The organism is Streptomyces tsukubensis, assembly GCF_003932715.1.
Taxonomy (GTDB): Bacteria; Actinomycetota; Actinomycetes; order Streptomycetales; family Streptomycetaceae; genus Streptomyces; species Streptomyces tsukubensis.
This window is the reverse complement of record NZ_CP020700.1, coordinates 1,572,501-1,596,031: the sequence shown is the minus strand read 5'-3', so window position 1 is coordinate 1,596,031 and position 23,531 is coordinate 1,572,501. Positions and strand designations below refer to the sequence as shown.

Below are 23,531 nucleotides of genomic sequence, written 5' to 3'. Positions count from 1 at the left end.
GGCCCGATTCTCCGGGAGCGTCCCCCGCCCGATAGTTTCGGGGTTATCGGGGGTACCAGTCCGCTATTCGAAAGGGTGATCCGTTGAGCCGCTCGGTTCTTGTCACCGGAGGAAACCGGGGCATCGGCCTCGCCATCGCCCGCGCATTCGCCGACGCGGGCGACCAGGTCGCGATCACATACCGCTCCGGCGAGCCTCCGGCGGGCTTCCTCGCCGTCCGGTGCGACATCACCGACTCCGAGCAGGTGGAGCAGGCGTACAAGGAGATCGAGGAGAAGCACGGCCCGGTCGAGGTGCTGGTGGCCAATGCCGGCATCACCAAGGACCAGTTGCTGATGCGGATGTCGGAGGAGGACTTCGTCTCCGTCCTCGACACCAACCTCACGGGCACCTTCCGCGTCGTCAAGCGCGCCAACCGGGCGATGCTGCGCGCCAAGAAGGGCCGCGTGGTCCTGATCTCGTCCGTCGTCGGACTCCTCGGCTCCGCCGGACAGGCCAACTACGCCGCCTCCAAGGCCGGTCTCGTCGGCTTCGCCCGATCCCTCGCCCGGGAGCTGGGCTCCCGGAACATCACCTTCAACGTCGTCGCGCCCGGCTTCGTCGACACCGACATGACGCAGTCGCTCAGCGAGGAGCAGCGGAAGGGCATCATTGCCCAGGTCCCGGCCGGCCGCTACGCGCAGCCGGAGGAGATCGCCGCCGCCGTGCGCTTCCTCGCCTCCGACGACGCCTCGTACATCACTGGAGCCGTCATTCCCGTTGACGGCGGATTGGGCATGGGTCACTGATCACATGAGTGGAATCCTCGCCGGCAAGCGCATCCTCGTCACGGGTGTCCTCACCGACGCCTCCATCGCCTTCCACGCCGCCAAGGTGGCGCAGGAGGAGGGCGCGGAGGTCATCCTCACCGGCTTCGGCCGGCTCTCCCTCGTCGAGCGGATCTCCAAGCGGCTTCCCAAGCCCGTGCCGGTGATCGAACTGGACGTCACCAACCAGGAGCACCTCGACGGGCTCGCGGACCGGATCCGGGAGCACGCGAGCGACGACTCCGGTCTCGACGGCATCGTCCACTCCATCGCCTTCGGGCCGCAGGGCGCGTTCAACTTCCTGGGGGCTTCCTGGGAGGACGTGTCCACCGCCGTCCAGGTCTCGGCCTACTCCCACAAGTCGCTGGCGATGGCCTGTCTGCCGCTGATGGAGGAGCGCGGCGGTTCGATCGTGGGCCTCACCTTCGACGCCACCGTCGCCTGGCCGAAGTACGACTGGATGGGCGTCGCCAAGGCGGCCCTGGAGTCCACCAACCGCTACCTCGCGCGCGATCTGGGCCCCAAGGGCATCCGCTGCAACCTCATCTCCGCCGGCCCCCTCAAGTCGATGGCCGCCAAGTCGATCCCCGGTTTCGAGGACCTCTCGGACGTGTGGAACCACCGGGCGCCGCTCGGCTGGGACCAGACCGACCCGGACCCGGCGGGCCGCGGCATCGTCGGTCTGCTGTCGGACTTCTTCCCCCGCACCACCGGCTCGGTCCTGCACGTGGACGGCGGCGTCCACATGATGGGTGCCTGACCGGTACTTCATGCCGGGTGCCTGACCGGCACTTCCGGTACGGCGCAGAGCGCGACGACGCCCCGCTTCCCCGCAGCGCGCGGGGGGCGGGGCGTCGCCCGTTCGGCCCCCGCCGGGTGCGGCGGACGGCCGGGCGGGGGAGGGTGGAACCGTCAATCCCCCTTGTGGTGCAGCCGCGGCCCGGCGGGCCGCCGTACGGCCGAGGAGGTCACGCCCGTGCTGACGATCCGCCGCACTGCGCCGCTCCTCGTTGCCCCCCTGTCGGCCGTCGTACTGCTCTGGGCGGGCTCCGGCGCCGCCTCGGGCCGGGCCGGTGCGGACGGGCCCGGGCCGGAGGCGTACCAGGAGCCGCGGACGTACGAGGCGGACTGCCGTACCGAGATCACCGGTTCCCGGGCCACGGCCTACTGCCACAACCCCTATCCGGTGACCGACCGGGTCCGACTGCACGTGGAGTGCGACCGCTGGTGGGACGTGGACGCCGACGGGACGCCCTCCGATATCGGCCCCGCCGGATACGTGGAGCTGACGGACCGCTGCTGGAAGGAGATCCGGGCGGTCTGGGTCACCCACCAGCCGTTCGGGGGCGGCTGAGACAGGCGAACGGATAGCCGGCCGCCTCCGCCGCCGCGGTCTCGCCGTCGCCGGAGCGGATCGCCTCGACCAGCGTCGCGTGGTCCATATGGTGCTCCGGCCGCAGCTCGGGCCCGACGTCCTCGGTCAGCCAGTTGCGCAGGACGTCCCCCAGGTCCGCGTACAGCTCGCCGAGCACCTCGTTGTGGGCGGCCGCGACGACCGCCATGTGGAAGGTCATATCGGCGGCGACGAACTGCGCCGCGTCCCCGCTCCGCCAGGCCTCCTCCCGCCGGACCAGCAGTGCGTCGAGCTGCTGGAGATCGCGTTCGGTACGCCGCTCGGCGGCCAGCCCGGCGGCGGTGGACTCCAGGGCCGAGCGCACCTCGGCGACATGGCGAGGCGAGGCCTCGGCGAAGCGGCGGTGCATCACCCCGGCCAGTTCACTGGTCGCGAGGACATAGGTGCCCGAACCCTGGCGGATGTCCAGCAGACCGTTGTGGGCCAGGGCGCGAACCGCCTCGCGGACCGTGTTGCGGGCCACGCCGAGCTGCTCCACCAGCTCCGGTTCGGTGGGGATGCGCGAGCCGACCGGCCACTCGCCGGAGGTGATCTGGTTCCGCAGCTGTGCGATCACCTGGTCGGTGAGCCCCGAGCGCCGGGGAGAGGTCAACGACATCAGTGCTCCGTAGGTTCTGGGACGGCCCGGGGCGTACGGGATCTGCGTACGGGGTCCAGTATGAGCGGTCACCAGTGGACAACCAATCATCCCATGATTCTATGATGGTGCCATGTCTGACGAGTCCGCTGCCCGTACCGCTGCCCCGGCGGCCGTCCGTACGCCCTCCGGCGCACGGCCGGTCCCCGGCCCCGTGGACCCGGCCCCACCGGCGTCCGCCGCCTTCCGGAGCGTCTGGTTCCCCCGGCTCGTCATGGTCGCCGTCGTCCTGGCCGCCCTCAACCTCCGCCCCGCCATCACCGGCCTCGGCGCCCTGCTGGAGGAGGTCCGCGCCGGGCTGGGCATGAGCGGAGCCGTCGCCGGGGTCCTCACCTCGGTCCCCGCGGTCACCTTCGCCGTCTTCGGTATCGCCGCACCCCGGCTGGCCCGGCGCCACGGACCCGCCGCCGTCGTCTGCGCGGGCATGGCCGCCATCGCCGCCGGGCTGCTGATCCGGCCCTACGCGGGAGGCACCCCCGGATTCGTCGCCGCCACCGCCCTGGCGCTGATCGGCATCGCCGTGAGCAACGTCCTGATGCCGGTGATCGTCAAGCGGTACTTCCCCGACCGGGTCGGCACCATGACCGGGCTCTACTCCATGTCCCTGGCCATCGGCACCTCCGTCGCGGCCGCCGCCACCGTCCCGCTGACCGGTGCGCTGGGCGGCGAGTGGCGGACCGGGCTCGCGGTCTGGGGACTGCTCGCGGTCGCCGCGGTGCTGCCGTGGGTTCTGGTGGTACGGAGCCGGGGGCGCCACCCCGATACGGCCCCGGTCCCGGCCGCTTCCGCTGCCCCGGACTCCGCCCCGGCCGCCGGCCGCCCCGCCGGGTCGATCGTCCGCAGCCCCACCGCCTGGGCGCTCGCCGGATTCTTCGGCCTCCAGGCCACCGGCGCGTACATCACCATGGGCTGGCTGCCGCAGATCTTCCGGGACGCGGGCGTCCCCGCCTCCACCGCCGGGGTGCTGCTCGCCGTCACCATGGTCATGGGCGTACCGCTCGCCTTCGTCATCCCCCGGCTCGCCGCCCGCTTCCGCACCCAGGGCCCCATCGCCGCCGTCCTCGGCCTGAGCGGACTCGCCGGATACACCGGACTGCTCCTGGCACCCGCCGAGGGCGCCTGGGCCTGGGCCCTGCTGCTCGGGCTCTCCAACTGCGCCTTCCCGCTCGCCCTCACCATGATCGGCATGCGTTCGCGCTCCGCGGCCGGAACCGTCAGGCTCTCCGCGTTCGCCCAGTCCACCGGCTATCTGATCTCCATCCCCGGCCCGCTGCTGGTCGGCGTCCTCTACGAGCACACCGGCAGCTGGGGGCTGCCCGTCGCACTGATGGCGGGGCTGCTGGTACCGCAGATCGTGCTCGGGACGCTGGCAGGCCGGGACCGGACGATAGAGGACGAGACGGGGATGCGAGACTGAGCCCATGAAGCCAGTTCTCGAACCCAATCCCCAGAACGGACAGCGCAAGCTGCTCCTCGTCTTCGCGACGATGATCGGCTTCTTCGTCGTGGTCGGCATCATCGCCACCATCGCCTCGCCCTGAACCGGCAGTTGCCGGACCGGCCGCCGCGGCACCCCGCCCCGGCGGCGGGTACGGGGGTTAACCCCCGTATCCCCTAGGGGGCGGGCATCAGGGGCGAGTGGGTGGACTTCCGGATGGGCGCCGGGAACCGTGATCACTACGGTGGAACCACTCGCCCTCATCCGCGGACCGGCCCCAGGAGGCGTTCATGTCCGCCCACACGCCCAGCCCTTCACCCCCGGGCGCCGGAGCCGCCGGCCGTCTGCCCTGGTGGGGACTGGCCATCCCGGTGCTCGTCTTCGTCCTCCTCGCCCTGATAGCCGAACCGGCCCGGGCGGAGTCCGCCGACGGGTCCCCGGCCCTCGCCCCGGTGCTGGAGTACCTCCGGCAGCTGCTGATCCGCTGACCCCGGACTCCCGCAGGTCCGCCCGGTGATCGGGACGTCAACACCCCGCGCCCGCTGGCCCGTTTCATGCGAAGCTGGTGGCATGAGCGTCGCCACGACTTCCGGAGGGGCAGCCTCCGGATCTCCCGAGTCCCGCAGGATCGTCCTCCTCAGGCATGCCAAGGCCGACTGGCCCGAGGTGTCCGACCACGAGCGTCCCCTGGCCGACCGCGGCCGCAAGGACGCCCCCGTCGCCGGACGCCGGCTCGCCGGTACCGGAATCAGCTTCGATCTCGCCCTCTGCTCCTCTGCCGCCCGCACCCGCGAGACCTGGAAGCTGGCCGTCGGCGAGCTGCCCCACCGCCCCCGGACGGTCTACGAGGAGCGGATGTACGAGGCCTCGCTGGGCGAGCTGATCGCCCTGCTGAACGAGGTCTCCGACGAGGTCAGGGACATCGTTCTGATCGGCCACAACCCCGGGATGCACGCCCTGGCGGACGCTCTGACCGGGGAGGCGGAGGGCGATCTCCTCGCCCGGATGAACCGCAGCGGCTTCCCGACCGCCGCCTTCGCCGTCCTCGGTTTCACCGGCTCCTGGAAGGCCGTCGAGCACGGCGTCGGCACCCTCGTCGACTTCTGGACGCCCCACTCCTGACCCCCGGGGCCTCTCTTTCGGATCCTGCCGGGCCCGCTGATCCGGCCCGATCCCGGAAGAACGACCCCGGCCGACGACGACGGCCCCGGCACGCATCCGCGCCGGGGCCGTTCGCCGTTCCGCCGGGTGGTCCGGGTTCCGGAGCAGGTGGCCCGACGGCCCTCCTGCGCGCCGGGAACCGGCGACGGGCCCGCTGCGGGCGCAGCCCCCGGCCCTAACGCATCCGCCCCCCATGCCCCATGGCAGGCCCGCCCGGCCCCTCCGGGCGGACCCGGCCTAGTGAGCGGCCTCGCCGCGCCCGGCCGGCTCCGCGGCGTCCGCGGCCTCGACCTCCTCGCGGGTGATGCCCAGCAGATAGAGCACGGCGTCCAGGAACGGCACGTTCACCGCCGTATGGGCAGCCTCCCGGACCACCGGCTTGGCGTTGAACGCCACCCCGAGCCCGGCCGCGTTCAACATGTCCAGATCATTGGCGCCGTCGCCGATCGCCACCGTCTGCGCCAGCGGCACCCCGGCCTCGGCCGCGAACCGCCGCAGCAGCCTCGCCTTCCCCGCCCGGTCCACTATCTCGCCGGTGACCCGCCCGGTCAGCTTGCCGTCCACGATCTCCAGCGTGTTCGCCGAGGCGAAGTCGAGCCCCAGCCGCTCCTGCAGATCGTCCGTCACCTGGGTGAACCCGCCCGAGACCACACCCACCTGGAACCCGAGCCGCTTCAGCGTCCGGATCAGCGTCCGGGCGCCCGGCGTCAGCCGTACCTCCGCCCGCACCTTGTCCACCACCGAGGCGTCCAGCCCCGCCAGCAGCGCCACCCGGGCGTGCAGCGACTGCTCGAAGTCGAGCTCCCCGCGCATAGCGGCGGCCGTGACCTCGGCGACCTGCTCCTCGCAGCCCGCGTGCGCCGCGAACAACTCGATGACCTCGTCCTGGATGAGCGTCGAGTCGACGTCCATCACCACCAGCCGCTGGGCACGCCGGTGCAGCCCCGCGGAGACCACCGCCACATCGACACCGATCTCGGCCGCGCAGGTCGCCAGCGCCGTCCGCAGCGCCTCGGTCGCCGCTCCCGACACCGCGAACTCCACCGCGGTCACCGGATACTTGGCCAGCCGGAAGATCCGGTCGATATTGCCGCCGGTCTCCGTGATCCTGGCCGCTATGGCGGCCGTCGACTCGGCCGTCAGCGGATGCCCGAGCACCGTCACGTGCGAGCGGCCGACCCCGCGCGGGCGGTTGTCGCCCGTGCCGGAGATGATCTCCGCCTGGAGTTTCATCGACTCGGCCCAGCTGTGGACGGTGGCCCGCAGCTCGCCCTCGTCGGCACCCGCCGCCTTCGGCGCGGTGACCAGGGCGCACAGCACCAGGCGGCCCCGGGAGACGACCTGCTCGATATCGACCACATCGACCGCGTAGGCGGCCAGGGTGTCGAACAGACCGGCGGTGATACCCGGCCGGTCCTTCCCGAAGATCTTGACCAGAAGAGTACGTACGTCGGAATTCTGCGAAGCGCTCATGGTGTGTCCCACCGTAACCGCGAAAGGTTACGGCGAGACGACGCGTCCCGGTTGCTGGACACCGGTCACCGGGGATCCGGCGGCCGCCGCAGATAGGGATTGGTCCCGGGATTCGGCGGCCGGTACGGCGGCGCCGGATCGTAGGGGCCCGGGGTGCCGGCCCCCGGACCGTACCGCCCGGGACCCGCCGCGTCCGGGGCGGCGCCGGGCCCCTCCGGCCCGGTTCCGCCGCCGGACGGCACCGGCACGGGCTCCCCGGTGAGCCGCCCGCGCCCCCGGTGCCAGGCCCCGTACACCAGTAGTGCGCCCGCGCAGCCCGCGCCCGCGCCCCACAGTGCGCCCAGCGCCGCCGCCCGGCCCGTACGGCCGGCCAGTTCGATTCCCGCCCCGAAGGCGTCGAAGCCCAGCACCGAGAGGGACGCGCCCACGGACACCCGGGTCAGCCACACCAGCAGCGGCAGCGCGAGGGCCGTCAGCGCCCCGAGGCGTACCGCGCACCGGACGGCGAACCCGGCCGCGCCCCCTGCGCCGATCGGGGTACGGGCCGCCGCCAGCACCCCCGCGTGCAGCATCAGCACCGCCGCGCCCACCGCCAGCAGCCAGACCCGCCCGTCGAGACCGGCGAGCCGGGCGACCGTCACGGGCTCGTCCGCCGCGAGCCGGAGGAGTTCACCGAGCGGATCGGGGAGCGCAGCCTCGGCCAGCGCGCCCTCGGCCCGCCCGTCGAAGGGCACGAACAGCCCGAGCGGCACCCCGGTCCAGACCCCGTTCGGCGCCCCGAGCAGCGTCGATCCGGCGATCAGCCTCGGATGCTCGTCCCCGACGGCCGCGTACGCCGCCGCTGCCCAGCCCGCCGCCACGGCGGCCAGCGCCACCGAGACCAGCGCCGAAGCCGCGGGCCTGACCTGACGGTGGATCCGGCCCAGGACACCCGGCAGCGGGCACCGGCCCACCAGCAGCGCGATCGCCAGCACCCCGGCCGCCCAGAGCAGTGCCCCGAGGACCGACGGCACCGCGTCCACCCGGAAGCCGACCGACGCCCGCGCGCCCACCAGATCCGCCAGTCCGTCCCGCAGGCCCCCGCCGCCCCCGATGAGATCGTCGACGTCGACGCTGCCCAGCCCGGGCACCCGGATCCCGCCGTCACCGCCGCCGTCGCCGCTGATGCCCTGCCCGTCGAACGTGACCGCATCGCGGCCCGCCCAGGCCAGCCCAGCGGTGACCCCGGCGAACAGCAGTACCACCGCCCCGGCCCGTACGGCGAGTTCGCTCGCCCCGACGCCGGTGCCCGCCCGGCGCAGCGAGCGCAGGAAGACGTACGCCAGTAACAGGGCCCCGGCCAGCCCCACACCCAGCGGGGCGAGGTCGACGGCCGTCCGCGCCTGCCCGCCCTCCAGGCCGAACGCCGATACGTCCCCGGACGGTCTCACGGTGCCGCCCACCGCCAGGACCACCACGGCGGCGGTCAGCGGCCCGAGCCGCCCGTGGGCATCCGCCTCCAGAAGGTGCAGCCCCAGCGCGGCCACCGCGCCCATGCCGACGTACGCCCAGCTCACCGCGGCGACGGAGGTGAGCAGCACATCGCCCCACGGCATCGGCCGCACCGCCCGTACCGTCCGTGGCGTCGGCGGAGCAGGGGCCCGATGCCGCCCCGCCCCGCCGGTCCGGCCGCCCGAACCGCCCGTGCCCTCCACGAGACCCCCCGATCCCCCCGCCCGTGCGCCGGGGCCGCCGGGCTCCGGGGCGCTGCGGGGAGTGATGGACGGATACCACTGTCCGGCGGGGCCCGCGTCCCGTCAACGGGCCGTGCGTTTCCGGCCGTCGCGCTCGCCGCACGGCCCGGCTTCCCTCCCGGCCACCACGCCTGGAATAGTTCCCCCGACTGTTCGCAGCCCTTTGGACTCCCAGTCACGGGGGTCGTTCGGGGGACAAGCAAGTGGGGCATGGAGTGCGGGAACTCGTACTGGAATGGAACGGCCGGTTCTGGACGCTCGACACGTCCAGAACGTACACACTGGGGCGGGATCCACAGGGTGACGTCGTACTGGACGACGCCCGGGTCTCCTGGCGGCACGCCGGTATCCGCTGGAGCGGCCGCAATTGGCTCATCGAGGATCACGGCAGCACCAACGGCACCTATGCGGAGGGCCGGCGGATCCAGCAGGCCGACCTCGCGTCCGGTTCGACGGTGCGTCTGGGCAACGCCGACGACGGTCCACTGCTGAAGCTGTCCGCCGCACCCGCGGGCGGGACCGCGGAGGCACCGGCCACCGCCGTCCAGGCACCCGTCCAGGCACCCGTCCAGGCGGAGGCGCAGGCCCAGGCACCCCGGGCCTACGCCCCGCCCGCCGGGCCGGACCCCCAACAGCAGCACTACATATCCCCGCAGCAGCACCTTCCGCAGGTCCCTGCCCAGCAGGCCCCGCCCCACCGGGGCCCGGGCCCCGGCGGCGCCCCGCAGGGCTACGGCGACCGCAGCCCGACCACCTTCCACCAGCTCGCCCTCGGCCGGGTGATGCGCATCGGCCGCGCCTTGGAGAACGAACTCGTCGTCTCCGACCTCCAGGTCTCGCGCCACCACGCCGAGTTCACCGCCGACCCCGACGGCCGCTTCCAGCTCCGCGACCTCGGCTCGCACAACGGCACCTACGTCAACGGCCAGCCGATGGCCAAATCGGGCACCGTCCTCATCGGCCCGTCGGACATCGTCGGCATCGGCCACTCCACGTTCCGGGTCGTCGGTGACCGCCTCGAAGAATTCGTCGACACCGGTGAGGTCTCGTTCTCGGCCCGCCATCTGACCGTCACCGTCGACGGCGGCAAGGAGATCCTCAAGGACGTCTCCTTCGGCGTCCCGGAGAAGTCGCTGGTCGCCGTGATCGGCCCGTCGGGCTCCGGAAAGTCGACCCTGCTCAAGGCGCTCACCGGCTACCGCCCCGCCAACCGGGGCGAAGTCCTCTACGACCAGCGCAGTCTCTACAAGCAGTTCGCCGAGCTGCGCCAGCGCATCGGACTCGTCCCGCAGGACGACATCCTGCACAAGGAACTGACCGTCCGGAAGGCGCTGCGCTACGCGGCCAAGCTCCGCTTCCCCGGCGACACCGCCGCCGCCGAGCGGGAGGCCCGGATCGACGAGGTGCTGCGCGAGCTGAAGCTCGACCTCCACCGGGACAAGAAGATCACGGCCCTCTCCGGCGGCCAGCGCAAACGGGTCTCCGTCGCCCTCGAACTGCTCACCAAACCGTCGCTGATCTTCCTCGACGAGCCGACGTCCGGCCTCGACCCCGGTATGGACCGCGATGTGATGCAGCTGCTGCGCGGCCTCGCCGACGACGGCCGTACGGTCCTCGTGGTCACCCACTCGGTCGCCGAGCTGGGCCTCTGCGACAAACTGCTGGTGATGGCCCCCGGCGGCGCCGTCGCCTACTTCGGCCCGCCCGACGAGGCGCTCAACTTCTTCGGCTACGACACCTGGGCCGATGTGTTCTCCGCCTTCGAGAACTACCGCGACTACGACTGGGCGGGACGCTGGAGGGGCTCGCAGCACTACCGGCTCTACGCCGGGGAGCCGGACGCCGCCGTCCCGCCCCAGCCCGCCCCCGCGCCGGACCGGCAGCTCCGCCCGCCGAAACCGCAGAGCTGGGGCGCCCAGTTGTTCACCCTGATCCGCCGCTATCTCTCGGTCATCGGCTCCGACAAGGGCTTCATGGGCCTGATGGTGATCCTGCCCGCGGTACTCGGACTGGTCAGCGTGGTCATTCCGGCGAAGTTCGGCCTGGCCCCGGCACCCACCGCGGGAAAGTTCAATCCGGATGCGGGCACGATCATCCTGATCATCGCGGTCGGTATGTGCTTTTCCGGTGCCGCGAACTCCGTCCGCGAACTGATCAAGGAACGGGTGATCTACGAACGGGAACGGGCCACCGGCCTCTCCCGCTCCGCCTATCTGATGTCCAAGGTGATCGTCCTCGGAATGATCACCGCACTCCAGGGCGTGATCATCTGTGCGATCGGCTTCGCCCGCCGCGCCCTGCCCGACGAGGGCCTGCTGATGCCGCCCGCGGTCGAGATGTGTCTGATGATCATCGCCCTCGGCTTCACCTCGATGATGTTCGGCCTGATCATCTCGTCCCTGGTCAGGACCGCCGAGAAGACCATGCCGCTGCTGGTGATGTTCGCGATCGTCCAGGTCGTCTTCACCGGGGTGCTCTTCAAGGTGTACGGATCACCCGGCCTGGAGCAGTTCACCTGGCTGATGCCGTCGCGCTGGGCGGTCGCGGGCGTCGCGACCACGCTCGACCTCGGGCAGGTGATGCCGCCCTGGGACCAGAAGAACCCCGGCGACACCGACCCCCTGTGGGAGAACACGGCCGCCCAGTGGGGGATCAACCTCACCGTTCTGCTCGCCATCGGCCTGATCTGCGGGTTCGTCGTCGCCAGGCTGCTGCGCCGGCACGAGCCCGAGGTCATGCGCAAGTAGTCCGCCGCCGCGCGCCCGCAGCCGGGCGCGCATACGACGACGCCGGAAGGGCGGCACCCCGTGCGGGGTGCCGCCCTTCCGGCGTCCGGAGAGGTCCGTCGTCGGCTCAGTAGGCGCCGAAGACGTTGTCGATGGAGCCGTAGCGGTCGGCGGCGTAGTTGGCCGCGGCGACGATGTTGGCGACCGGGTGGTACAGGTCGAAGGGGGTGCCCTTGACGTGGTAGGCGTTGAACGTCGGCTGGATCACCTGGAGCAGACCCTTGGACGGGATGCCGTTCTGGGCGTTGATGTCCCAGTTGTTGATCGCCCGCGGGTTACCGCTGGACTCCCGGATGATGTTGCGGTGCAGCCCGTTGTACGTACCCGGGATGTCGTGCTTGTCCATGATGTCGAGCGCCTCGCGGATCCAGCCGTCGAGGTTGTTCGCGTACGCCTTCGGCGCGGCGGCGGGCGCGGCGGCCGGAGCGGCGGCGGCCCGGGTCGCGGCCTGGGCCTGGGCGGCCCGCTTCTTGGCGGCGTTCGCGGCGGCGGCCTTCTTGGCGGCAGCCTCGGCGGCGGCCTTCTTCACGGCGGTCTCGGCGGCGCTCTTGGTGTCGGCCTTGGTCTGGACGGCCTTCTCCACGGCCGCCTGCACCTGGGTGTCCAGGTTGGACTTCTGGGCGTCGAGACCGGTGCTCAGCACGGCGGCCTGGACGGCCTCGGCGCTGACGGCCACATTGGCGGCCGAAGCGGCGGCCTTGGTGTTCACCGGGGCGGCCTCGGCAGGCGTGGCACCGGCGGGGACGAGGGAGAGGGTGATGGCTGCGGCGCCGGCGGTGGCGATACCGGCGATCGAGACCTTGCGGGCCTTGGTCATACGGATGCTGGGCGCGGACATACAGACGTACCTCTTCGGATCGGGGAATTGCCGCCCGAAAGCAAATTCGGGCCGGAGCGGCGTCGCGCTCCACGGCGGGGCGGCAACGAGAAACAATTCTTAGCGCCCGCAAAAACCCCTGGCAATCATGTGACGTACGACCCCGGATAGTGGACCGGGGCCCCGGGAGAACGTCCATTCTCCGGGTCCGCACCCGCTCACAGCCTCTTTATTTCTCCACTATCGGGATTCGTAAGTGACCTGCGCCCTATGCCCGGGCTCACATCGCCACCCCACCGATTTCACCATGCGTTGCCACAGCAATTCGATACGTGAGGGGATTGGCCGGGCAGCGGAGACGAGCACCCCCGAACCCGCGCTACAGACCGCCGGGCCGCGGCGCCGCCGTACCGGAAAGGGGCCGCGCGGCCCCTGCGGCCGCACGGCCCCCGCGCCCTCGTACAGCCCGCCCCCGTCCCCCCGTCCCGCGCCCGTCCCGCGCCTCACACCGGATCCGCCCCCGGCCCCCAGTCACCGGCCCCAGTCATCGGCCACCGGCCACCGGTCACTGTCCCGGCCGGCTCATCCCGACGACAGCAGGGACCGCGCCCCGTACCGTCCGCTCACGGGCCGCTCGTCCAGCAACCGCAGGAAGGCCGGTACCACCGACTCCGGAGTGGGGCGGTACTCGCCTCCGGCCGGGACCGCCGCCGTATGCAGATCGGTGTCCATGTCCCCCGGGTCCACCGCCCACACCCGCAGCCCCGGCTCCTCCACCGCCAGCACCGCCGCCAGCTGGTCCAGCGCCGCCTTCGCCGCCCCGTAGCCGCCCCATGTCTCGTACGCCTCCGCTGCCGCTTCCGAGCTGATGGCGATCACCGTGCCCGCCTCCGCCGCCCGCAGCAGCGGCAGCGCCTCCTGCATCAGCCCCAGCGCCGCCACCACATTCACCTCCAGCGCCTCCCGCAGACCCGCCAGGGGGTGTACGTCCAGCCGTACCAGCGGCTCGGCCCCCAGCACGCTCGCATTGCTGACCAGCAGGTCGAGACCGCCCATGCGCCCGGCCGCGGCGACCAGCTCCGCACGGTGCCCCGCGTCCGCGACATCCCCCGGCACGGCCACCACCCGCGTCCCGTAGGCCTCCGCCTCCCGCGCGGCCCGGGCCAGGACGGCCGCGGTACGCGCCCCCAGCACCAGATCCCAGCCCCGTGCGGCCAGCCCCAGCGCCAGCGCCCGGCCCAGCCCCTTCGAACCCCCTGTGACCACCGCTACCGGCATATCGGCATCTCCTCGTCCAGCTCCGGCCTCTTTGGCCCCGGCCCCCGGGGCGCGCCCGCTCACCGGCGCCCGCACCGACCACCGTAGAAACCGCCCCACAGGCCCTGCCTCATCCACCGGACCCCTTCCGACCAGGCACTTCGACCTAGGTCCCGGGTCCTAGCCCCCCGCTGTCCACAGGCCGATACGGCCCCGCCCGGCCGCCGGTACGGTGAGCACATGAGCCACCGACCCAGCTCCGGCCTCGCCGCCGTGAGCACCGCACTCCTCGCGATGAGCAGACAGATGGAGGTGCGGGACGTCCTCAAGACCATCGTCGCCTCCGCCCGTGAACTGCTCGACGCCGAGTACGCGGCCCTGGGCGTCCCCGACGACCACGGAGGCTTCGCCCAGTTCGTCGTCGACGGCGTCGGCGACGACCAGTGGAAGGCCATCGGCCCCCTGCCGCGACAGCACGGCGTGCTCGCCGCGATGCTCCACGACGCCCGCACCGAGCGGCTCGCCGACGTCCGTGAGGACCCCCGCTTCGGCGGCTGGCCCGCCGCACACCCCGATATGAAGGACTTCCTCGGCCTCCCCGTCAAGGACGGCGACGAGACCATCGGCGCCCTCTTCCTCGCCAACAAACGCTGCCCCCGCACCGACGGCGGCTGCGGCTTCACCGAGGACGACGAGGAACTCCTGTCGATCCTCGCCCAGCACGCCGCGATCGCCCTCACCAACGCCCGGCTCTACGAGCGCAGCCGCGAACTGACCATCTCCGAGGAACGCTCCCGCCTCGCCCACGAGCTCCACGACGCCGTCAGCCAGAAACTCTTCTCCCTGCGCCTGACCGCCCAGGCCGCCGCCGCCCTCGTCGACCGCCACCCGGCCCGCGCCAAGGAGGAGCTCCAGCAGGTCGCCGACCTCGCCGCCGAGGCCGCCGACGAACTGCGGGCGGCCGTCGTCGAACTGCGCCCCGCCGCACTCGACGAGGACGGGCTGATCAACACCCTCCGCACCCAGGTCCAGGTGCTCGACCGGGCCCACACCGCCCGGGTCACCTTCGACACCTGCGGCCTCAAGGCCCTCCCCGCAGCCCAGGAGGAAGCCCTGCTCCGCGTCGCCCAGGAAGCCCTCCACAACGCCCTGCGCCACTCCGGCGCCGAACGGGTCGACGTCAGCCTCACCCGCCGCGGCCCCGGCGCCGCCCTCAGCGTCACCGACAACGGCAAGGGGTTCGACCCCCGTACGGTCCGCCGGGCCGGCCGCCACCTCGGACTCGTCTCCATGCGCGACCGCGCGAGCGGCGTCGGTGGGCGGCTCCGGGTGAACTCCGCCCCCGGCCGGGGCACCACGATCGAAATGGAGGTCCCCGGTGGGTGACCGCAGCAGCCGCATCAGGGTCCTGCTCGTCGACGACCACCAGGTCGTCCGCCGCGGACTGCGCACCTTCCTGGAGGTCCAGGAGGACATCGAGGTCGTCGGCGAGGCGGGCGACGGCGACGAGGGAGTCGCCCGCACCGAGGAACTGCGGCCGGACGTCGTCCTCATGGACGTCAAGATGCCCGGCACCGACGGCATCGAGGCGCTCCGCAGGCTCCGCGGACTGGACAATCCGGCGAAGGTCCTCATCGTCACCAGCTTCACCGAACAGCGGACCGTCGTCCCTGCCCTGCGCGCCGGCGCCTCCGGATACGTCTACAAGGACATCGACCCCGAGGCGCTCGCCGGAGCCATCCGCTCCGTCCACGCCGGACACGTCCTCCTCCAGCCGGAGGTCGCCGGGGCCCTGCTCTCCCAGGACGATCCGAACACCGGCTCGGGCCGCGGCGGAACCCTCACCGAACGGGAGCGCGAGGTCCTCGGCCTGATCGCCGACGGCCGCTCCAACCGCGAGATCGCCCGGGCCCTCGTCCTCTCCGAGAAGACGGTCAAGACCCATGTGTCCAACATCCTGATGAAGCTCGACCTCGCCGACCGCACCCAGGCCGCCCTCTGGGCCGTACGCCACGGCCTGACCACCTGATCACCGGCCGCCGGGAGCACACCCCGGGAGTTCCCGGAACATCGGAGATTCATACCGTCGGATGAATGTCACCCGTACGGCGCAACTCCCGCGCCGCCCGGCCGTTCTCCAGTGCGTGCCGCGGCGACCGCCGCGGCCGACGCCCAGGAGGACAACGCACGTGAAGAACCTGAAGAAGGCCGCCGCTCTCACCATGATCACCGGCAGCCTGGTGGCCGCCGGTGCCGGCATCGCCTCCGCCACCCCCGGCGCCCACGCCGCGGGCTCGGCGGTCAACTCCCCGGGCGTCGGTTCCGGCAACCTGGTCCAGGTCCCGGTCCACATCCCGGTGAACGCCTCCGGCAACTCGGTCAACGTCATCGGCCTGCTGAACCCGGCCTTCGGCAACTTCGCCCACAACGGCTGACCGTCCCCGCCCGCCCGGCCGGAGGAACCGTCGCAGTCCTCCGGCCGGGCAGCACACCTCAGCGCCCCCGCTCCCGCTCCTCCACATACGCGTTGTACGCGGCCACCCGGGCCCGCCGCGCCACCCGCTCCACAGGCCGCAGCGCCTCCCCGCGCGCCGCCATCTCGGAAGCGCTCACCGCACCCCCGTGCCCGTTCTCGTACGCCACCGAGACCAGCAGCCCCACCCGCTCCGCCAGCTCCAGCACCCGCACCGCCCGCGGCGGATAGCCCGGCGCCAGGCCCACCCGCCCGGCCTCCGCCCGGGCCCGGTAGGCGTCGATCGCCGCCTCGGCCACCGGCCCCGAGCCCGCGACGTCCAGCTGCGACAGCACCCGGGTCGCCTCCCGCAGCCCCTCCGCCAGCTCCCGCTCCGCCTCCCCGAGCGACGGCACGTCCGCAGGCGGTGCCTCCCGCACCGGCAGGCACTCCCAGACGACCTCCGCATGCACATCGCCCGCGGGCCCCGCCTCGGTCACCGACGGCACCAGCCCCCACGCCGCCCCGTGACCGACCACCGCCTCCCCGGCCTCCAGCGCCCGGGCGTTGAACTCCGCAGGACCGCTCAGCCCCAGCGGATGCCCCGCCACCGGCAGCGCCACCCGCCAGCCCGTCACCCCCAGCGCCCGCAACCGCCCCAGGGCCAGCGTCAGCCCCACCGGCCCCGACTCACCGGGCAGCCCCCGCACCCGGTGCACGGCGTCGTCGCCGCGGATCGCCACCGCCGCGTCGTCGGGTGACACCAGCCCCGCCAACAGGGCGTTGCCCCACACCGCGAGCCGTCCTGAACGTGGTTCCGAAGCATCCGAGATCATGCCCCCAGCCTAGATTCCCGCCCGGGCCACCCGCCCCGAACCAGCCCGGAACACCCGCCCCGAACCGGCCCGGTGACCGCCACCGGACGCGATCTACGATGGAGCCGACAACGAACCAGGGGGACACATGACCGATCAGCAGGCCGGAGACCCTACCGCAGCCGTACCACCGCCGCCCGTCCCTCCCGGACAACCACCCGCCGGACCGTACGGCCCCCCGGTGCCCACCGCCCCCGCCGGACCGCCCGGCAACGCCTACGGCGCCTGGACCCCCCAGCCCGGCCAGGGCCCCTACCCCCACCCGTACCCCTACCCGGGCGTCAAGCCGCTGCCGTCCCTGCAGAACGGCAAAGGCACCACGGCCATGGTGCTCGGACTCTGCGCCCTCAGCAGCTTCTACGTGTACGGCGTCCCCGCCATCGTCCTCGGCATCCTCGCGGTCGTCTTCGGCGTGATCGGCCTCCGCAAGGCGAAGCGGGGCGAGGCCGACAACGGCAGCCAGGCCCGTATCGGCCTCGTCACCGGCGCCATCGGGATCGCACTCGGCGCGGCCTTCCTCGTCCTGATCGCCGTCTTCTGGGAGCACCTCCCGGAAGACGAGGACCGGTACGACGAATCGGACCCCTACTCCTACTCCCTCGTCCGTACCGTCACCCCTTAGCCCCCGGCACCGGGACACGGCGCGATCAGGCGATCCGCCCCCGCCCCGGCACCGCCGACGAGCGGCCCGGGGGACGGGGAAGCCCGGCAGGTGGCGTAGATTTCATCGAGGGGGCGGCCCGCACACGTCAAGCCCCCGGACACCTCACAACACGACTGGATGGGGAGACAACGCGCTCATGAGCGATGTACTGGAGCTGGTGGACGTATCCGTGGTCCGCGACGGACGCGCTCTGGTGGACGACGTCTCCTGGTCGGTCAAGGAAGGCGAGCGCTGGATCATCCTCGGCCCCAACGGCGCCGGGAAGACCACCCTGCTCAACCTGGCCTCCAGCTACCTCTTCCCCAGCACCGGCACCGTCCGCATCCTCGACGAACGCCTCGGCCGGGTGGACGTCTTCGAACTCCGCCCCCGCATCGGCATGGCGGGCATCGCCATGGCGGAGAAGCTCCCCAAGCGCCAGACCGTGCTCCAGACCGTCCTCACCGCCGCCTACGGCATGACCGCGACCTGGCACGAGAACTACGACCCGGTCGACGAGGAGCGCGCCCGCGCCTTCCTCGACCGCCTCGGCATGACCGAGTACCTCGACCGCAAGTTCGGCACCCTCTCCGAGGGCGAGCGCAAGCGCACCCTGATCGCCCGCGCCATGATGACCGACCCCGAGCTCCTCCTCCTCGACGAGCCCGCCGCCGGACTCGACCTCGGAGGCCGGGAGGACCTGGTCCGCCGCCTCGGCCGGCTGGCCCGGGACCCGTACGCCCCCTCCATGATCATGGTCACGCACCATGTCGAGGAGATCGCCCCCGGGTTCACCCACGTTCTGATGATCCGCCAGGGCAAGGTCCTCGCCGCCGGTCCCATCGAGATGGAACTGACCTCCCGCAACCTCTCCCGCTGCTTCGGCCTGCCGCTCGTCGTCGAGCAGCGGGGCGACCGCTGGACCGCCCACGGACTCCCGCTGGGCTGACCGGCGCCCGGCCCGCGCCGGTCCGGAGCCGTCGCCCTCTGTCCCGAGCCGATCCGCCGACCTACCATGACCATGTGGAAATCGACGCGTGGGTGTGGTGGCTGATCGGCGCGGTCGGACTGGGCATTCCGCTCGTCCTGACGGCGATGCCGGAATTCGGCATGTTCTCGGCGGGCGCGGTGGCCGCCGCCGTCACGGCGGCGCTCGGCGGCGGAATCGTCGTCCAGGTGCTGGTCTTCGTCGTCGTGTCCGTGGCGCTGATCGCCGTCGTCCGGCCGATCGCCGCCCGGCACCGCTCCCAGGGCTCCGGATTCACCAGCGGTGTCGAAGCACTGAAAGGCCGTCAGGCCGTCGTCCTGGAACGCGTCGACGGCAACGGCGGCCGGATCAAACTCGCCGGTGAGGTGTGGTCCGCCCGGCCCCTGGACCCCGATGCGAGCTACGAACCCGGCCGGCAGGTCGACGTGGTCGAGATCGACGGAGCGACCGCCGTCGTCATCTGACCGGAAAGAGCCCCACGACCGCCCCTGATCTGGGAAACTCGATCATCATCACACCATCATCCGGCAGCGAAGGGCACGGGGAAACGCGATGCAACCGATCATCATCGTCCTGATCATTCTGGTGGTGCTGGTCTTCATCGCCCTGATCAAGACGATCCAGGTCATCCCGCAGGCCAGCGCCGCCATCGTCGAACGCTTCGGCCGCTACACCCGCACCCTCAACGCGGGCCTCAACATCGTCGTCCCGTTCATCGACTCCATCCGGAACCGGATCGACCTGCGGGAACAGGTCGTCCCGTTCCCGCCCCAGCCGGTGATCACCCAGGACAACCTGGTCGTCAACATCGACACCGTCATCTACTACCAGGTCACCGACGCCCGCGCCGCGACCTACGAGGTCGCCAGCTACATCCAGGCCATCGAGCAGCTCACCGTCACCACCCTGCGGAACATCATCGGCGGCATGGACCTGGAGCGCACCCTGACCTCCCGCGAGGAGATCAACGCGGCCCTGCGCGGAGTGCTCGACGAGGCGACCGGCAAGTGGGGCATCCGCGTCAACCGCGTCGAGCTGAAGGCCATCGAGCCGCCGACCTCCATCCAGGACTCGATGGAGAAGCAGATGCGTGCCGACCGTGACAAGCGCGCCGCCATCCTCACCGCGGAAGGCATCCGCCAGTCCCAGATCCTGACCGCCGAGGGTGAGAAGCAGTCGGCCATCCTGCGGGCCGAGGGCGAGGCCAAGGCCGCCGCACTGCGGGCCGAGGGCGAGGCCCAGGCAATCCGTACGGTCTTCGAGTCCATCCACGCCGGGGACCCGGACCAGAAGCTCCTCTCCTACCAGTACCTCCAGATGCTGCCGAAGATCGCCGAGGGCGACGCCAACAAGCTCTGGATCGTCCCCAGCGAGATCGGCGACGCCCTCAAGGGCCTCTCCGGCGCCTTCGGCAACCTCGGCGGCGGCGTCCCCGGCTTCAACACCGGCGGTTCCTCCCCCGGCAACGGCGGCGGCAACGGCACCGAGCGGCGCGAGGTGCCCCCGGTCGACTGACCGGTCACTCCTCCGGCATGATCAGTGCCCACTGCACTGATCATGGAGGGGCACACTGTGACCATCTGGGAGATGCTTGCTGTCCTCGCCGCGGGCATCGGTGCCGGAACCATCAACACGATCGTCGGTTCCGGAACCCTGATCACCTTCCCCGTCCTTCTCGGGGTCGGCCTGCCCCCGGTCACCGCGACCGTCTCCAACGGCCTCGGCCTGGTGGCCGGCTCCATCAGCGGAGCCATCGGCTACCGGGCCGAACTCGTCGGCCAGCGCGACCGGGTACTGAAACTCTGCGCGGTGGGCGCGGTCGGCGGCATCATCGGCGCCGCCCTGCTGATCGCCCTGCCGAGTACGGCCTTCGAGACCATCGTCCCGGTCCTGGTCACGCTCGCCCTGGTGCTGGTGATCCTCCAGCCGAGGATCTCCCGGGCCGTCCAGCGCCGCCGCGCCGAGAACGGCACCACGGCAGGCTCCGACGGCGGCCCCCTGCTCATCGTCGGACTGCTGTTCTCCAGCATCTACGGCGGCTACTTCACCGCGGCCCAGGGCATCATCTACATGGCCCTGATGGGCATGCTGATCGACGACACCCTCCAGCGGCTGAACGCCGTCAAGAACGTCCTGGCCGTCGTCGTCAACAGCGTCGCCGCGGTCTTCTTCCTCTTCGTCGCCGACTTCGACTGGACCGCAGTCGCACTGATCGCCGCCGGTTCCACCATCGGCGGCCAGATCGGAGCCAAGGCCGGCCGCCGACTCCCCCCGGGCGCCCTGCGCGCCCTCATCGTCGCCGTCGGCACGATCGCCCTGATCCAACTTCTGATCTACCGCTACGGCTGACCGCCCCCACGCACGGACGAGGGCCCGCTCCCCCGGGGGAGCGGGCCCTCGTCACAGCCTTCGCGGTACGGAAACTAGGCCGCGGTCCGCGCGGTCCGCAGCCACTCCGGCAGCTCGGACCGCTCACCGGCCCGCAGACCCAGCAGCATCGCGTCCGCCGGGGACGGCACGAACGGCTGGTGCAGCAGCGGCATCGCCGCCTGCTCCGGTGTGCGGTCGGCCTTGCGGTGGTTGTCCTCGGAGCAGGAGGCGACCGTGTTCAGCCAGGTGTCCCCACCACCGTGGGACCGCGGCACCACATGGTCCACGGTCGTGGCACGCCTGCCGCAGTAGGCGCACCGGTGCTGGTCCCTGACCAGCACACCCCGTCTCGACCATGGAGCCTGTCTTCGGAACGGCACCCTGACGTATCTGCAGAGCCTGATCACGCGCGGCACCGGTAGATCGACGGTGGCACCGCGGACCCGGAGACCGGGGTGGGCCTGCTCGACAACGGCCTTGTCCTGGAGGACCAGGACCACCGCGCGATTCATCGACACCGTCGACAGCGGTTCGAAGCTCGCGTTGAGCACCAGCGTGTCCCGCATGTTCCCCCACCTCCGTTCACCGGCCCGGCTTGTGCGGGCCCGGGGATGGACCAACTCTGGCCGGACGCGCCGGGATGGACAACGCAATATCCGTCCCGCGCGGGCCGTGGACCCCGGTGGACAGAAAACCTGCCCTGTCCAGATCTCTCCACGACCCGGACAGGGCAAACAAGAAACGAACGGTCAGTATCGGACCGGGGGAGTCCGTCAGTCCGCGGCCGGCACCTCGTACTCGCCGATGATCGAAGCCCGCGCCAGGGCGTGGAACCGCAGATGGAAGCCGACCACGGCGGGCGAGGCGTCGGAGTCCGGCCCCAGGGTCTCGCTGTCGACCGCGTACACCGTGAACACATAGCGGTGGGGCCCGTCACCCGCCGGGGGAGCGGCGCCGCCGAATTCCTTCGCCCCGTAGTCGTTACGGGCGTGCACCGCGCCCTTCGGCAGTCCGGCGAACGACCCGCCACCGGCCCCGGCGGGCAGTTCGGTCACCGACGCCGGAATGTCGAAGAGCACCCAGTGCCAGAAACCGCTGCCGGTCGGAGCGTCCGGGTCGAAGCAGGTCACTGCGAAACTCTTGGTCTCCGCCGGAAAACCCTCCCAGCGCAGCTGCGGGGAGACATTGCCCTCCGCGTACACCTGGGCGGCGCCGAGCACGGCACCGGGGGCGAGGTCGTCGCTCACCACGGTGAACGCCGGCACCTCGGGATGGAAGTCGTGCGGCAGGGGAGCCCGCTGCTGGGTCACGTCTGCACCTCCGGTTCACTTCACAGTCCAGTAGTGCCACCGACCCTAGGGCCTAGAACCAGTTGCGCCGACCGCCGACATCGGTGAGCCACTGGTTGAGGTAGGCGACCCAGTCGGTCGACGAGAAGTCGTGGTGACCGACCCGGAAGGCCTTGAAGGAGTCACTGCCCTCGGTGAACAGCCCGGGCTTCTTGTCCATCTCCAGGATGACGTCCATCTCCCGCTCGTCGGCGACGAACGACAGCTCGACCTGGTTCAGCCCGCGGTACCGCTCCGGCGGGAAGAACTCGATCTCCTGGTAGAACGGCAGCTTCTGCCGGGTACCCCGGATATGACCGCGCTCCATGTCCGCGCTCTTGAAGCGGAACCCGAGCTGCCCGAAGGCGTCGATGATCGCCTGCTGGGCGGGCAGCGGATGGACGGTGATCGGGTCGAGGTCGCCCGCGTCCACGGCCCGCGCGATCGCCAGCTCGGTCCGCACCCCGATGTCCATCCCGCGCATCCGATGGCCGCCGATGCTGGTGACCGGCGTCTCCCAGGGGATCTCAAGACCGAACGGCACCACGTGCACCGCCCCGGCCTTCACCTCGAACTCCCCGCCGATGCGCTGCTTGACGAACTCGATGTCCTGCTTGGTCTCGTAGTCGCCGCCCTCCACCTCGACGCGCGCCTGGAGTCCGACGGACACCCCCTCGACCCGCTGGTCCACGGAACCGCCCTGGATGCGCACCTCGCCCTGGACGACTCCACCCGGGACGACGTTCTCCTCGGTCAGTACCGTCTCCACCGAGGCGCCACCGGCACCGAGGCTCGCGAGCAGCTTCTTGAAGGCCATGTCCTGATCCACTCCTTATAAGGGGTTGTGCACCGTGAAAACGCTCGGCGACCGCCTCCGGTTCCGCAGGTACGCTCGGACGCCATGACCGAGCGACCCGACCGTATGCCTCTGCCCAGGCCCTTCCTCGACCGGCCGGTGCTGGACGTCGCGCCCGACCTGCTGGGCCGTGTGCTGGTACGGCGGACGGCCGAGGGCCCCATCGTGCTCCGCATCACCGAGGTCGAGGCGTACGCGGGCGAGCTGGACCCCGGCTCCCACGCCTTCCGCGGCCGGACCCCGCGCAACGAGGTGATGTTCGGGCCGCCCGGCCATGCCTACGTCTACTTCACCTACGGGATGTGGCACTGCCTCAATGTGGTCTGCGGCCCCGAGGGGCGGGCGAGCGGGGTCCTGCTGCGGGCCGGCGAGATCGTCGAGGGCCAGGAGCTGGCCCGCAAACGTCGAGTCTCGGCCCGTTATGACAAGGAACTGGCCAAAGGTCCCGCCCGGCTCGCCACGGCCCTCGCGGTCGACCGCGCCCTCAACGGCACGGA

General features: G+C 71.7%; 26 protein-coding genes (1 of these 26 only partly in view). 17 read left to right on the top strand and 9 right to left on the bottom strand.

Annotation, left to right across the window (positions count from 1 at the left end; translation table 11 throughout):
* Positions 1-83: 83 nt before the first annotated feature.
* The 3 genes from fabG (at position 84) to B7R87_RS05655 (ending at position 2,160) form a co-directional block, all read left to right on the top strand.
* Entirely contained in the window at positions 84-788 is a 705-nt protein-coding gene (fabG, locus tag B7R87_RS05665; RefSeq protein WP_006350042.1) for a 3-oxoacyl-[acyl-carrier-protein] reductase, read from the top strand.
* Positions 789-792: 4 nt separating this feature from the next.
* Entirely contained in the window at positions 793-1,566 is a 774-nt protein-coding gene (fabI, locus tag B7R87_RS05660) for an enoyl-ACP reductase FabI (protein ID WP_006350043.1), read from the top strand.
* 216 nt (positions 1,567-1,782) lie between these two features.
* Complete coding sequence (locus tag B7R87_RS05655) at positions 1,783-2,160, top strand: hypothetical protein (protein ID WP_040916700.1); 378 nt, start codon at positions 1,783-1,785, stop codon at positions 2,158-2,160.
* On the opposite strand, the gene B7R87_RS05650 is transcribed toward B7R87_RS05655, so the two are convergent.
* Complete coding sequence (locus B7R87_RS05650; protein WP_006350045.1) at positions 2,132-2,818, bottom strand: FadR/GntR family transcriptional regulator; 687 nt, start codon at positions 2,816-2,818, stop codon at positions 2,132-2,134. The two genes, B7R87_RS05655 and B7R87_RS05650, sit on opposite strands and share 29 nt — an antisense overlap.
* A 112-nt stretch (positions 2,819-2,930) precedes the next feature.
* Here B7R87_RS05650 and B7R87_RS05645 point away from each other — a divergent pair, with 112 nt between their 5' ends.
* The 4 genes from B7R87_RS05645 to B7R87_RS05635 all read left to right on the top strand — a co-directional run bounded on the left by B7R87_RS05645 (position 2,931) and on the right by B7R87_RS05635 (position 5,417).
* A complete protein-coding gene (locus tag B7R87_RS05645; RefSeq protein ID WP_006350046.1) occupies positions 2,931-4,274 on the top strand; it encodes a CynX/NimT family MFS transporter in 1,344 nt (447 codons plus the stop codon).
* A gap of 4 nt (positions 4,275-4,278) precedes the next feature.
* Positions 4,279-4,398 carry an SGM_5486 family transporter-associated protein gene (locus B7R87_RS34045; protein ID WP_006350047.1) on the top strand — a complete coding sequence of 40 codons (120 nt, stop codon included), beginning with the start codon at positions 4,279-4,281 and terminating at the stop codon, positions 4,396-4,398.
* 187 nt (positions 4,399-4,585) lie between these two features.
* On the top strand, positions 4,586-4,783 hold the full coding sequence (locus tag B7R87_RS05640) for a hypothetical protein (protein WP_006350048.1): 198 nt from the start codon (positions 4,586-4,588) through the stop codon (positions 4,781-4,783).
* Positions 4,784-4,865: 82 nt separating this feature from the next.
* Positions 4,866-5,417 carry a SixA phosphatase family protein gene (locus B7R87_RS05635; RefSeq protein ID WP_006350049.1) on the top strand — a complete coding sequence of 184 codons (552 nt, stop codon included), beginning with the start codon at positions 4,866-4,868 and terminating at the stop codon, positions 5,415-5,417.
* A 276-nt stretch (positions 5,418-5,693) separates the two neighbouring features.
* Here the strand turns inward: B7R87_RS05635 and serB are convergent, their stop codons facing one another.
* Both serB and B7R87_RS05625 read right to left on the bottom strand, forming a co-directional pair.
* Positions 5,694-6,929 carry a phosphoserine phosphatase SerB gene (gene serB, locus B7R87_RS05630; RefSeq protein WP_130584516.1) on the bottom strand — a complete coding sequence of 412 codons (1,236 nt, stop codon included), beginning with the start codon at positions 6,927-6,929 and terminating at the stop codon, positions 5,694-5,696.
* 65 nt (positions 6,930-6,994) lie between these two features.
* Positions 6,995-8,524, bottom strand: coding sequence for a streptophobe family protein (locus tag B7R87_RS05625; RefSeq protein WP_233169026.1), 1,530 nt, complete (start codon positions 8,522-8,524; stop codon positions 6,995-6,997).
* 353 nt (positions 8,525-8,877) lie between these two features.
* Here B7R87_RS05625 and B7R87_RS05620 point away from each other — a divergent pair, with 353 nt between their 5' ends.
* The gene (locus B7R87_RS05620; protein ID WP_006350051.1) at positions 8,878-11,409 is read left to right on the top strand and encodes an ABC transporter ATP-binding protein/permease; all 2,532 of its coding nucleotides are present in this window, start codon (positions 8,878-8,880) and stop codon (positions 11,407-11,409) included.
* Positions 11,410-11,515: 106 nt separating this feature from the next.
* Here B7R87_RS05620 and B7R87_RS05615 read toward each other — a convergent pair whose 3' ends face one another.
* Positions 11,516-12,286 (bottom strand): transglycosylase SLT domain-containing protein, encoded by a 771-nt coding sequence (locus tag B7R87_RS05615; protein ID WP_130584514.1) that lies wholly within the window; start codon positions 12,284-12,286, stop codon positions 11,516-11,518.
* 561 nt (positions 12,287-12,847) lie between these two features.
* Positions 12,848-13,543, bottom strand: coding sequence for an SDR family NAD(P)-dependent oxidoreductase (locus B7R87_RS05610; protein WP_006350053.1), 696 nt, complete (start codon positions 13,541-13,543; stop codon positions 12,848-12,850).
* Positions 13,544-13,762: 219 nt separating this feature from the next.
* Between B7R87_RS05610 and B7R87_RS05605 the strand changes: the two genes are divergently transcribed.
* The 3 genes from B7R87_RS05605 (at position 13,763) to B7R87_RS05595 (ending at position 15,957) form a co-directional block, all read left to right on the top strand.
* Positions 13,763-14,908 carry a GAF domain-containing sensor histidine kinase gene (locus B7R87_RS05605; protein ID WP_006350054.1) on the top strand — a complete coding sequence of 382 codons (1,146 nt, stop codon included), beginning with the start codon at positions 13,763-13,765 and terminating at the stop codon, positions 14,906-14,908.
* A complete protein-coding gene (locus B7R87_RS05600; protein WP_006350055.1) occupies positions 14,901-15,551 on the top strand; it encodes a response regulator in 651 nt (216 codons plus the stop codon). Before B7R87_RS05605 ends, B7R87_RS05600 begins: the two co-directional genes overlap by 8 nt.
* A gap of 160 nt (positions 15,552-15,711) precedes the next feature.
* Positions 15,712-15,957 (top strand): chaplin, encoded by a 246-nt coding sequence (locus B7R87_RS05595; RefSeq protein ID WP_006350056.1) that lies wholly within the window; start codon positions 15,712-15,714, stop codon positions 15,955-15,957.
* A 58-nt stretch (positions 15,958-16,015) separates the two neighbouring features.
* Here B7R87_RS05595 and B7R87_RS05590 read toward each other — a convergent pair whose 3' ends face one another.
* On the bottom strand, positions 16,016-16,810 hold the full coding sequence (locus B7R87_RS05590) for a hypothetical protein (RefSeq protein ID WP_078902413.1): 795 nt from the start codon (positions 16,808-16,810) through the stop codon (positions 16,016-16,018).
* Positions 16,811-17,030: 220 nt separating this feature from the next.
* Here B7R87_RS05590 and B7R87_RS05585 point away from each other — a divergent pair, with 220 nt between their 5' ends.
* From B7R87_RS05585 to B7R87_RS05565, 5 genes are all read left to right on the top strand, one after another.
* Positions 17,031-17,471, top strand: a complete 441-nt coding sequence (locus B7R87_RS05585) for a DUF4190 domain-containing protein (protein WP_006350058.1) — start codon at positions 17,031-17,033, stop codon at positions 17,469-17,471.
* 178 nt (positions 17,472-17,649) lie between these two features.
* Positions 17,650-18,441, top strand: a complete 792-nt coding sequence (locus B7R87_RS05580) for an ABC transporter ATP-binding protein (protein ID WP_006350059.1) — start codon at positions 17,650-17,652, stop codon at positions 18,439-18,441.
* Between the two features lie 74 nt (positions 18,442-18,515).
* On the top strand, positions 18,516-18,944 hold the full coding sequence (locus tag B7R87_RS05575; protein ID WP_006350060.1) for an NfeD family protein: 429 nt from the start codon (positions 18,516-18,518) through the stop codon (positions 18,942-18,944).
* Positions 18,945-19,032: 88 nt separating this feature from the next.
* Positions 19,033-19,995 carry an SPFH domain-containing protein gene (locus B7R87_RS05570; RefSeq protein ID WP_006350061.1) on the top strand — a complete coding sequence of 321 codons (963 nt, stop codon included), beginning with the start codon at positions 19,033-19,035 and terminating at the stop codon, positions 19,993-19,995.
* Between the two features lie 57 nt (positions 19,996-20,052).
* Positions 20,053-20,829, top strand: a complete 777-nt coding sequence (locus B7R87_RS05565) for a sulfite exporter TauE/SafE family protein (protein WP_006350062.1) — start codon at positions 20,053-20,055, stop codon at positions 20,827-20,829.
* 74 nt (positions 20,830-20,903) lie between these two features.
* Here B7R87_RS05565 and B7R87_RS05560 read toward each other — a convergent pair whose 3' ends face one another.
* The 3 genes from B7R87_RS05560 to B7R87_RS05550 form a co-directional block, all read right to left on the bottom strand.
* The gene (locus B7R87_RS05560) at positions 20,904-21,416 is read right to left on the bottom strand and encodes an HNH endonuclease (RefSeq protein WP_006350063.1); all 513 of its coding nucleotides are present in this window, start codon (positions 21,414-21,416) and stop codon (positions 20,904-20,906) included.
* A 207-nt stretch (positions 21,417-21,623) separates the two neighbouring features.
* Entirely contained in the window at positions 21,624-22,160 is a 537-nt protein-coding gene (locus B7R87_RS05555) for a YbhB/YbcL family Raf kinase inhibitor-like protein (protein ID WP_006350064.1), read from the bottom strand.
* A 52-nt stretch (positions 22,161-22,212) separates the two neighbouring features.
* Positions 22,213-22,995 (bottom strand): sporulation protein, encoded by a 783-nt coding sequence (locus B7R87_RS05550; protein ID WP_006350065.1) that lies wholly within the window; start codon positions 22,993-22,995, stop codon positions 22,213-22,215.
* A gap of 84 nt (positions 22,996-23,079) precedes the next feature.
* Here B7R87_RS05550 and B7R87_RS05545 point away from each other — a divergent pair, with 84 nt between their 5' ends.
* Positions 23,080-23,531, top strand: the 5' portion of a protein-coding gene (locus B7R87_RS05545; protein ID WP_006350066.1) for a DNA-3-methyladenine glycosylase. 190 nt of this gene lie beyond the right edge of the window; only the first 452 of its 642 coding nucleotides appear in the window; it begins with the start codon at positions 23,080-23,082; the stop codon falls past the right edge of the window.

Excerpts from the sequence above, each read along its gene's own strand:
- B7R87_RS05650 (WP_006350045.1), bottom strand. The coding sequence starts at position 2,818 with ATGTCGTTGACCTCTCCCCGGCGCTCGGGGCTCACCGACCAGGTGATC.
- B7R87_RS05580 (WP_006350059.1), top strand. The coding sequence starts at position 17,650 with ATGAGCGATGTACTGGAGCTGGTGGACGTATCCGTGGTCCGCGACGGA.
- B7R87_RS05560 (WP_006350063.1), bottom strand. The coding sequence starts at position 21,416 with ATGCGGGACACGCTGGTGCTCAACGCGAGCTTCGAACCGCTGTCGACG.
- B7R87_RS05645 (WP_006350046.1), top strand. The coding sequence starts at position 2,931 with ATGTCTGACGAGTCCGCTGCCCGTACCGCTGCCCCGGCGGCCGTCCGT.
- B7R87_RS05640 (WP_006350048.1), top strand. The coding sequence starts at position 4,586 with ATGTCCGCCCACACGCCCAGCCCTTCACCCCCGGGCGCCGGAGCCGCC.
- B7R87_RS34045 (WP_006350047.1), top strand. The coding sequence starts at position 4,279 with ATGAAGCCAGTTCTCGAACCCAATCCCCAGAACGGACAGCGCAAGCTG.
- B7R87_RS05570 (WP_006350061.1), top strand. The coding sequence starts at position 19,033 with ATGCAACCGATCATCATCGTCCTGATCATTCTGGTGGTGCTGGTCTTC.
- serB (WP_130584516.1), bottom strand. The coding sequence starts at position 6,929 with ATGAGCGCTTCGCAGAATTCCGACGTACGTACTCTTCTGGTCAAGATC.
- fabI (WP_006350043.1), top strand. The coding sequence starts at position 793 with ATGAGTGGAATCCTCGCCGGCAAGCGCATCCTCGTCACGGGTGTCCTC.
- B7R87_RS05610 (WP_006350053.1), bottom strand. The coding sequence starts at position 13,543 with ATGCCGGTAGCGGTGGTCACAGGGGGTTCGAAGGGGCTGGGCCGGGCG.
- B7R87_RS05605 (WP_006350054.1), top strand. The coding sequence starts at position 13,763 with ATGAGCCACCGACCCAGCTCCGGCCTCGCCGCCGTGAGCACCGCACTC.
- B7R87_RS05625 (WP_233169026.1), bottom strand. The coding sequence starts at position 8,524 with ATGCCGTGGGGCGATGTGCTGCTCACCTCCGTCGCCGCGGTGAGCTGG.
- B7R87_RS05635 (WP_006350049.1), top strand. The coding sequence starts at position 4,866 with ATGAGCGTCGCCACGACTTCCGGAGGGGCAGCCTCCGGATCTCCCGAG.
- B7R87_RS05615 (WP_130584514.1), bottom strand. The coding sequence starts at position 12,286 with ATGTCCGCGCCCAGCATCCGTATGACCAAGGCCCGCAAGGTCTCGATC.
- B7R87_RS05590 (WP_078902413.1), bottom strand. The coding sequence starts at position 16,810 with ATGATCTCGGATGCTTCGGAACCACGTTCAGGACGGCTCGCGGTGTGG.
- B7R87_RS05550 (WP_006350065.1), bottom strand. The coding sequence starts at position 22,995 with ATGGCCTTCAAGAAGCTGCTCGCGAGCCTCGGTGCCGGTGGCGCCTCG.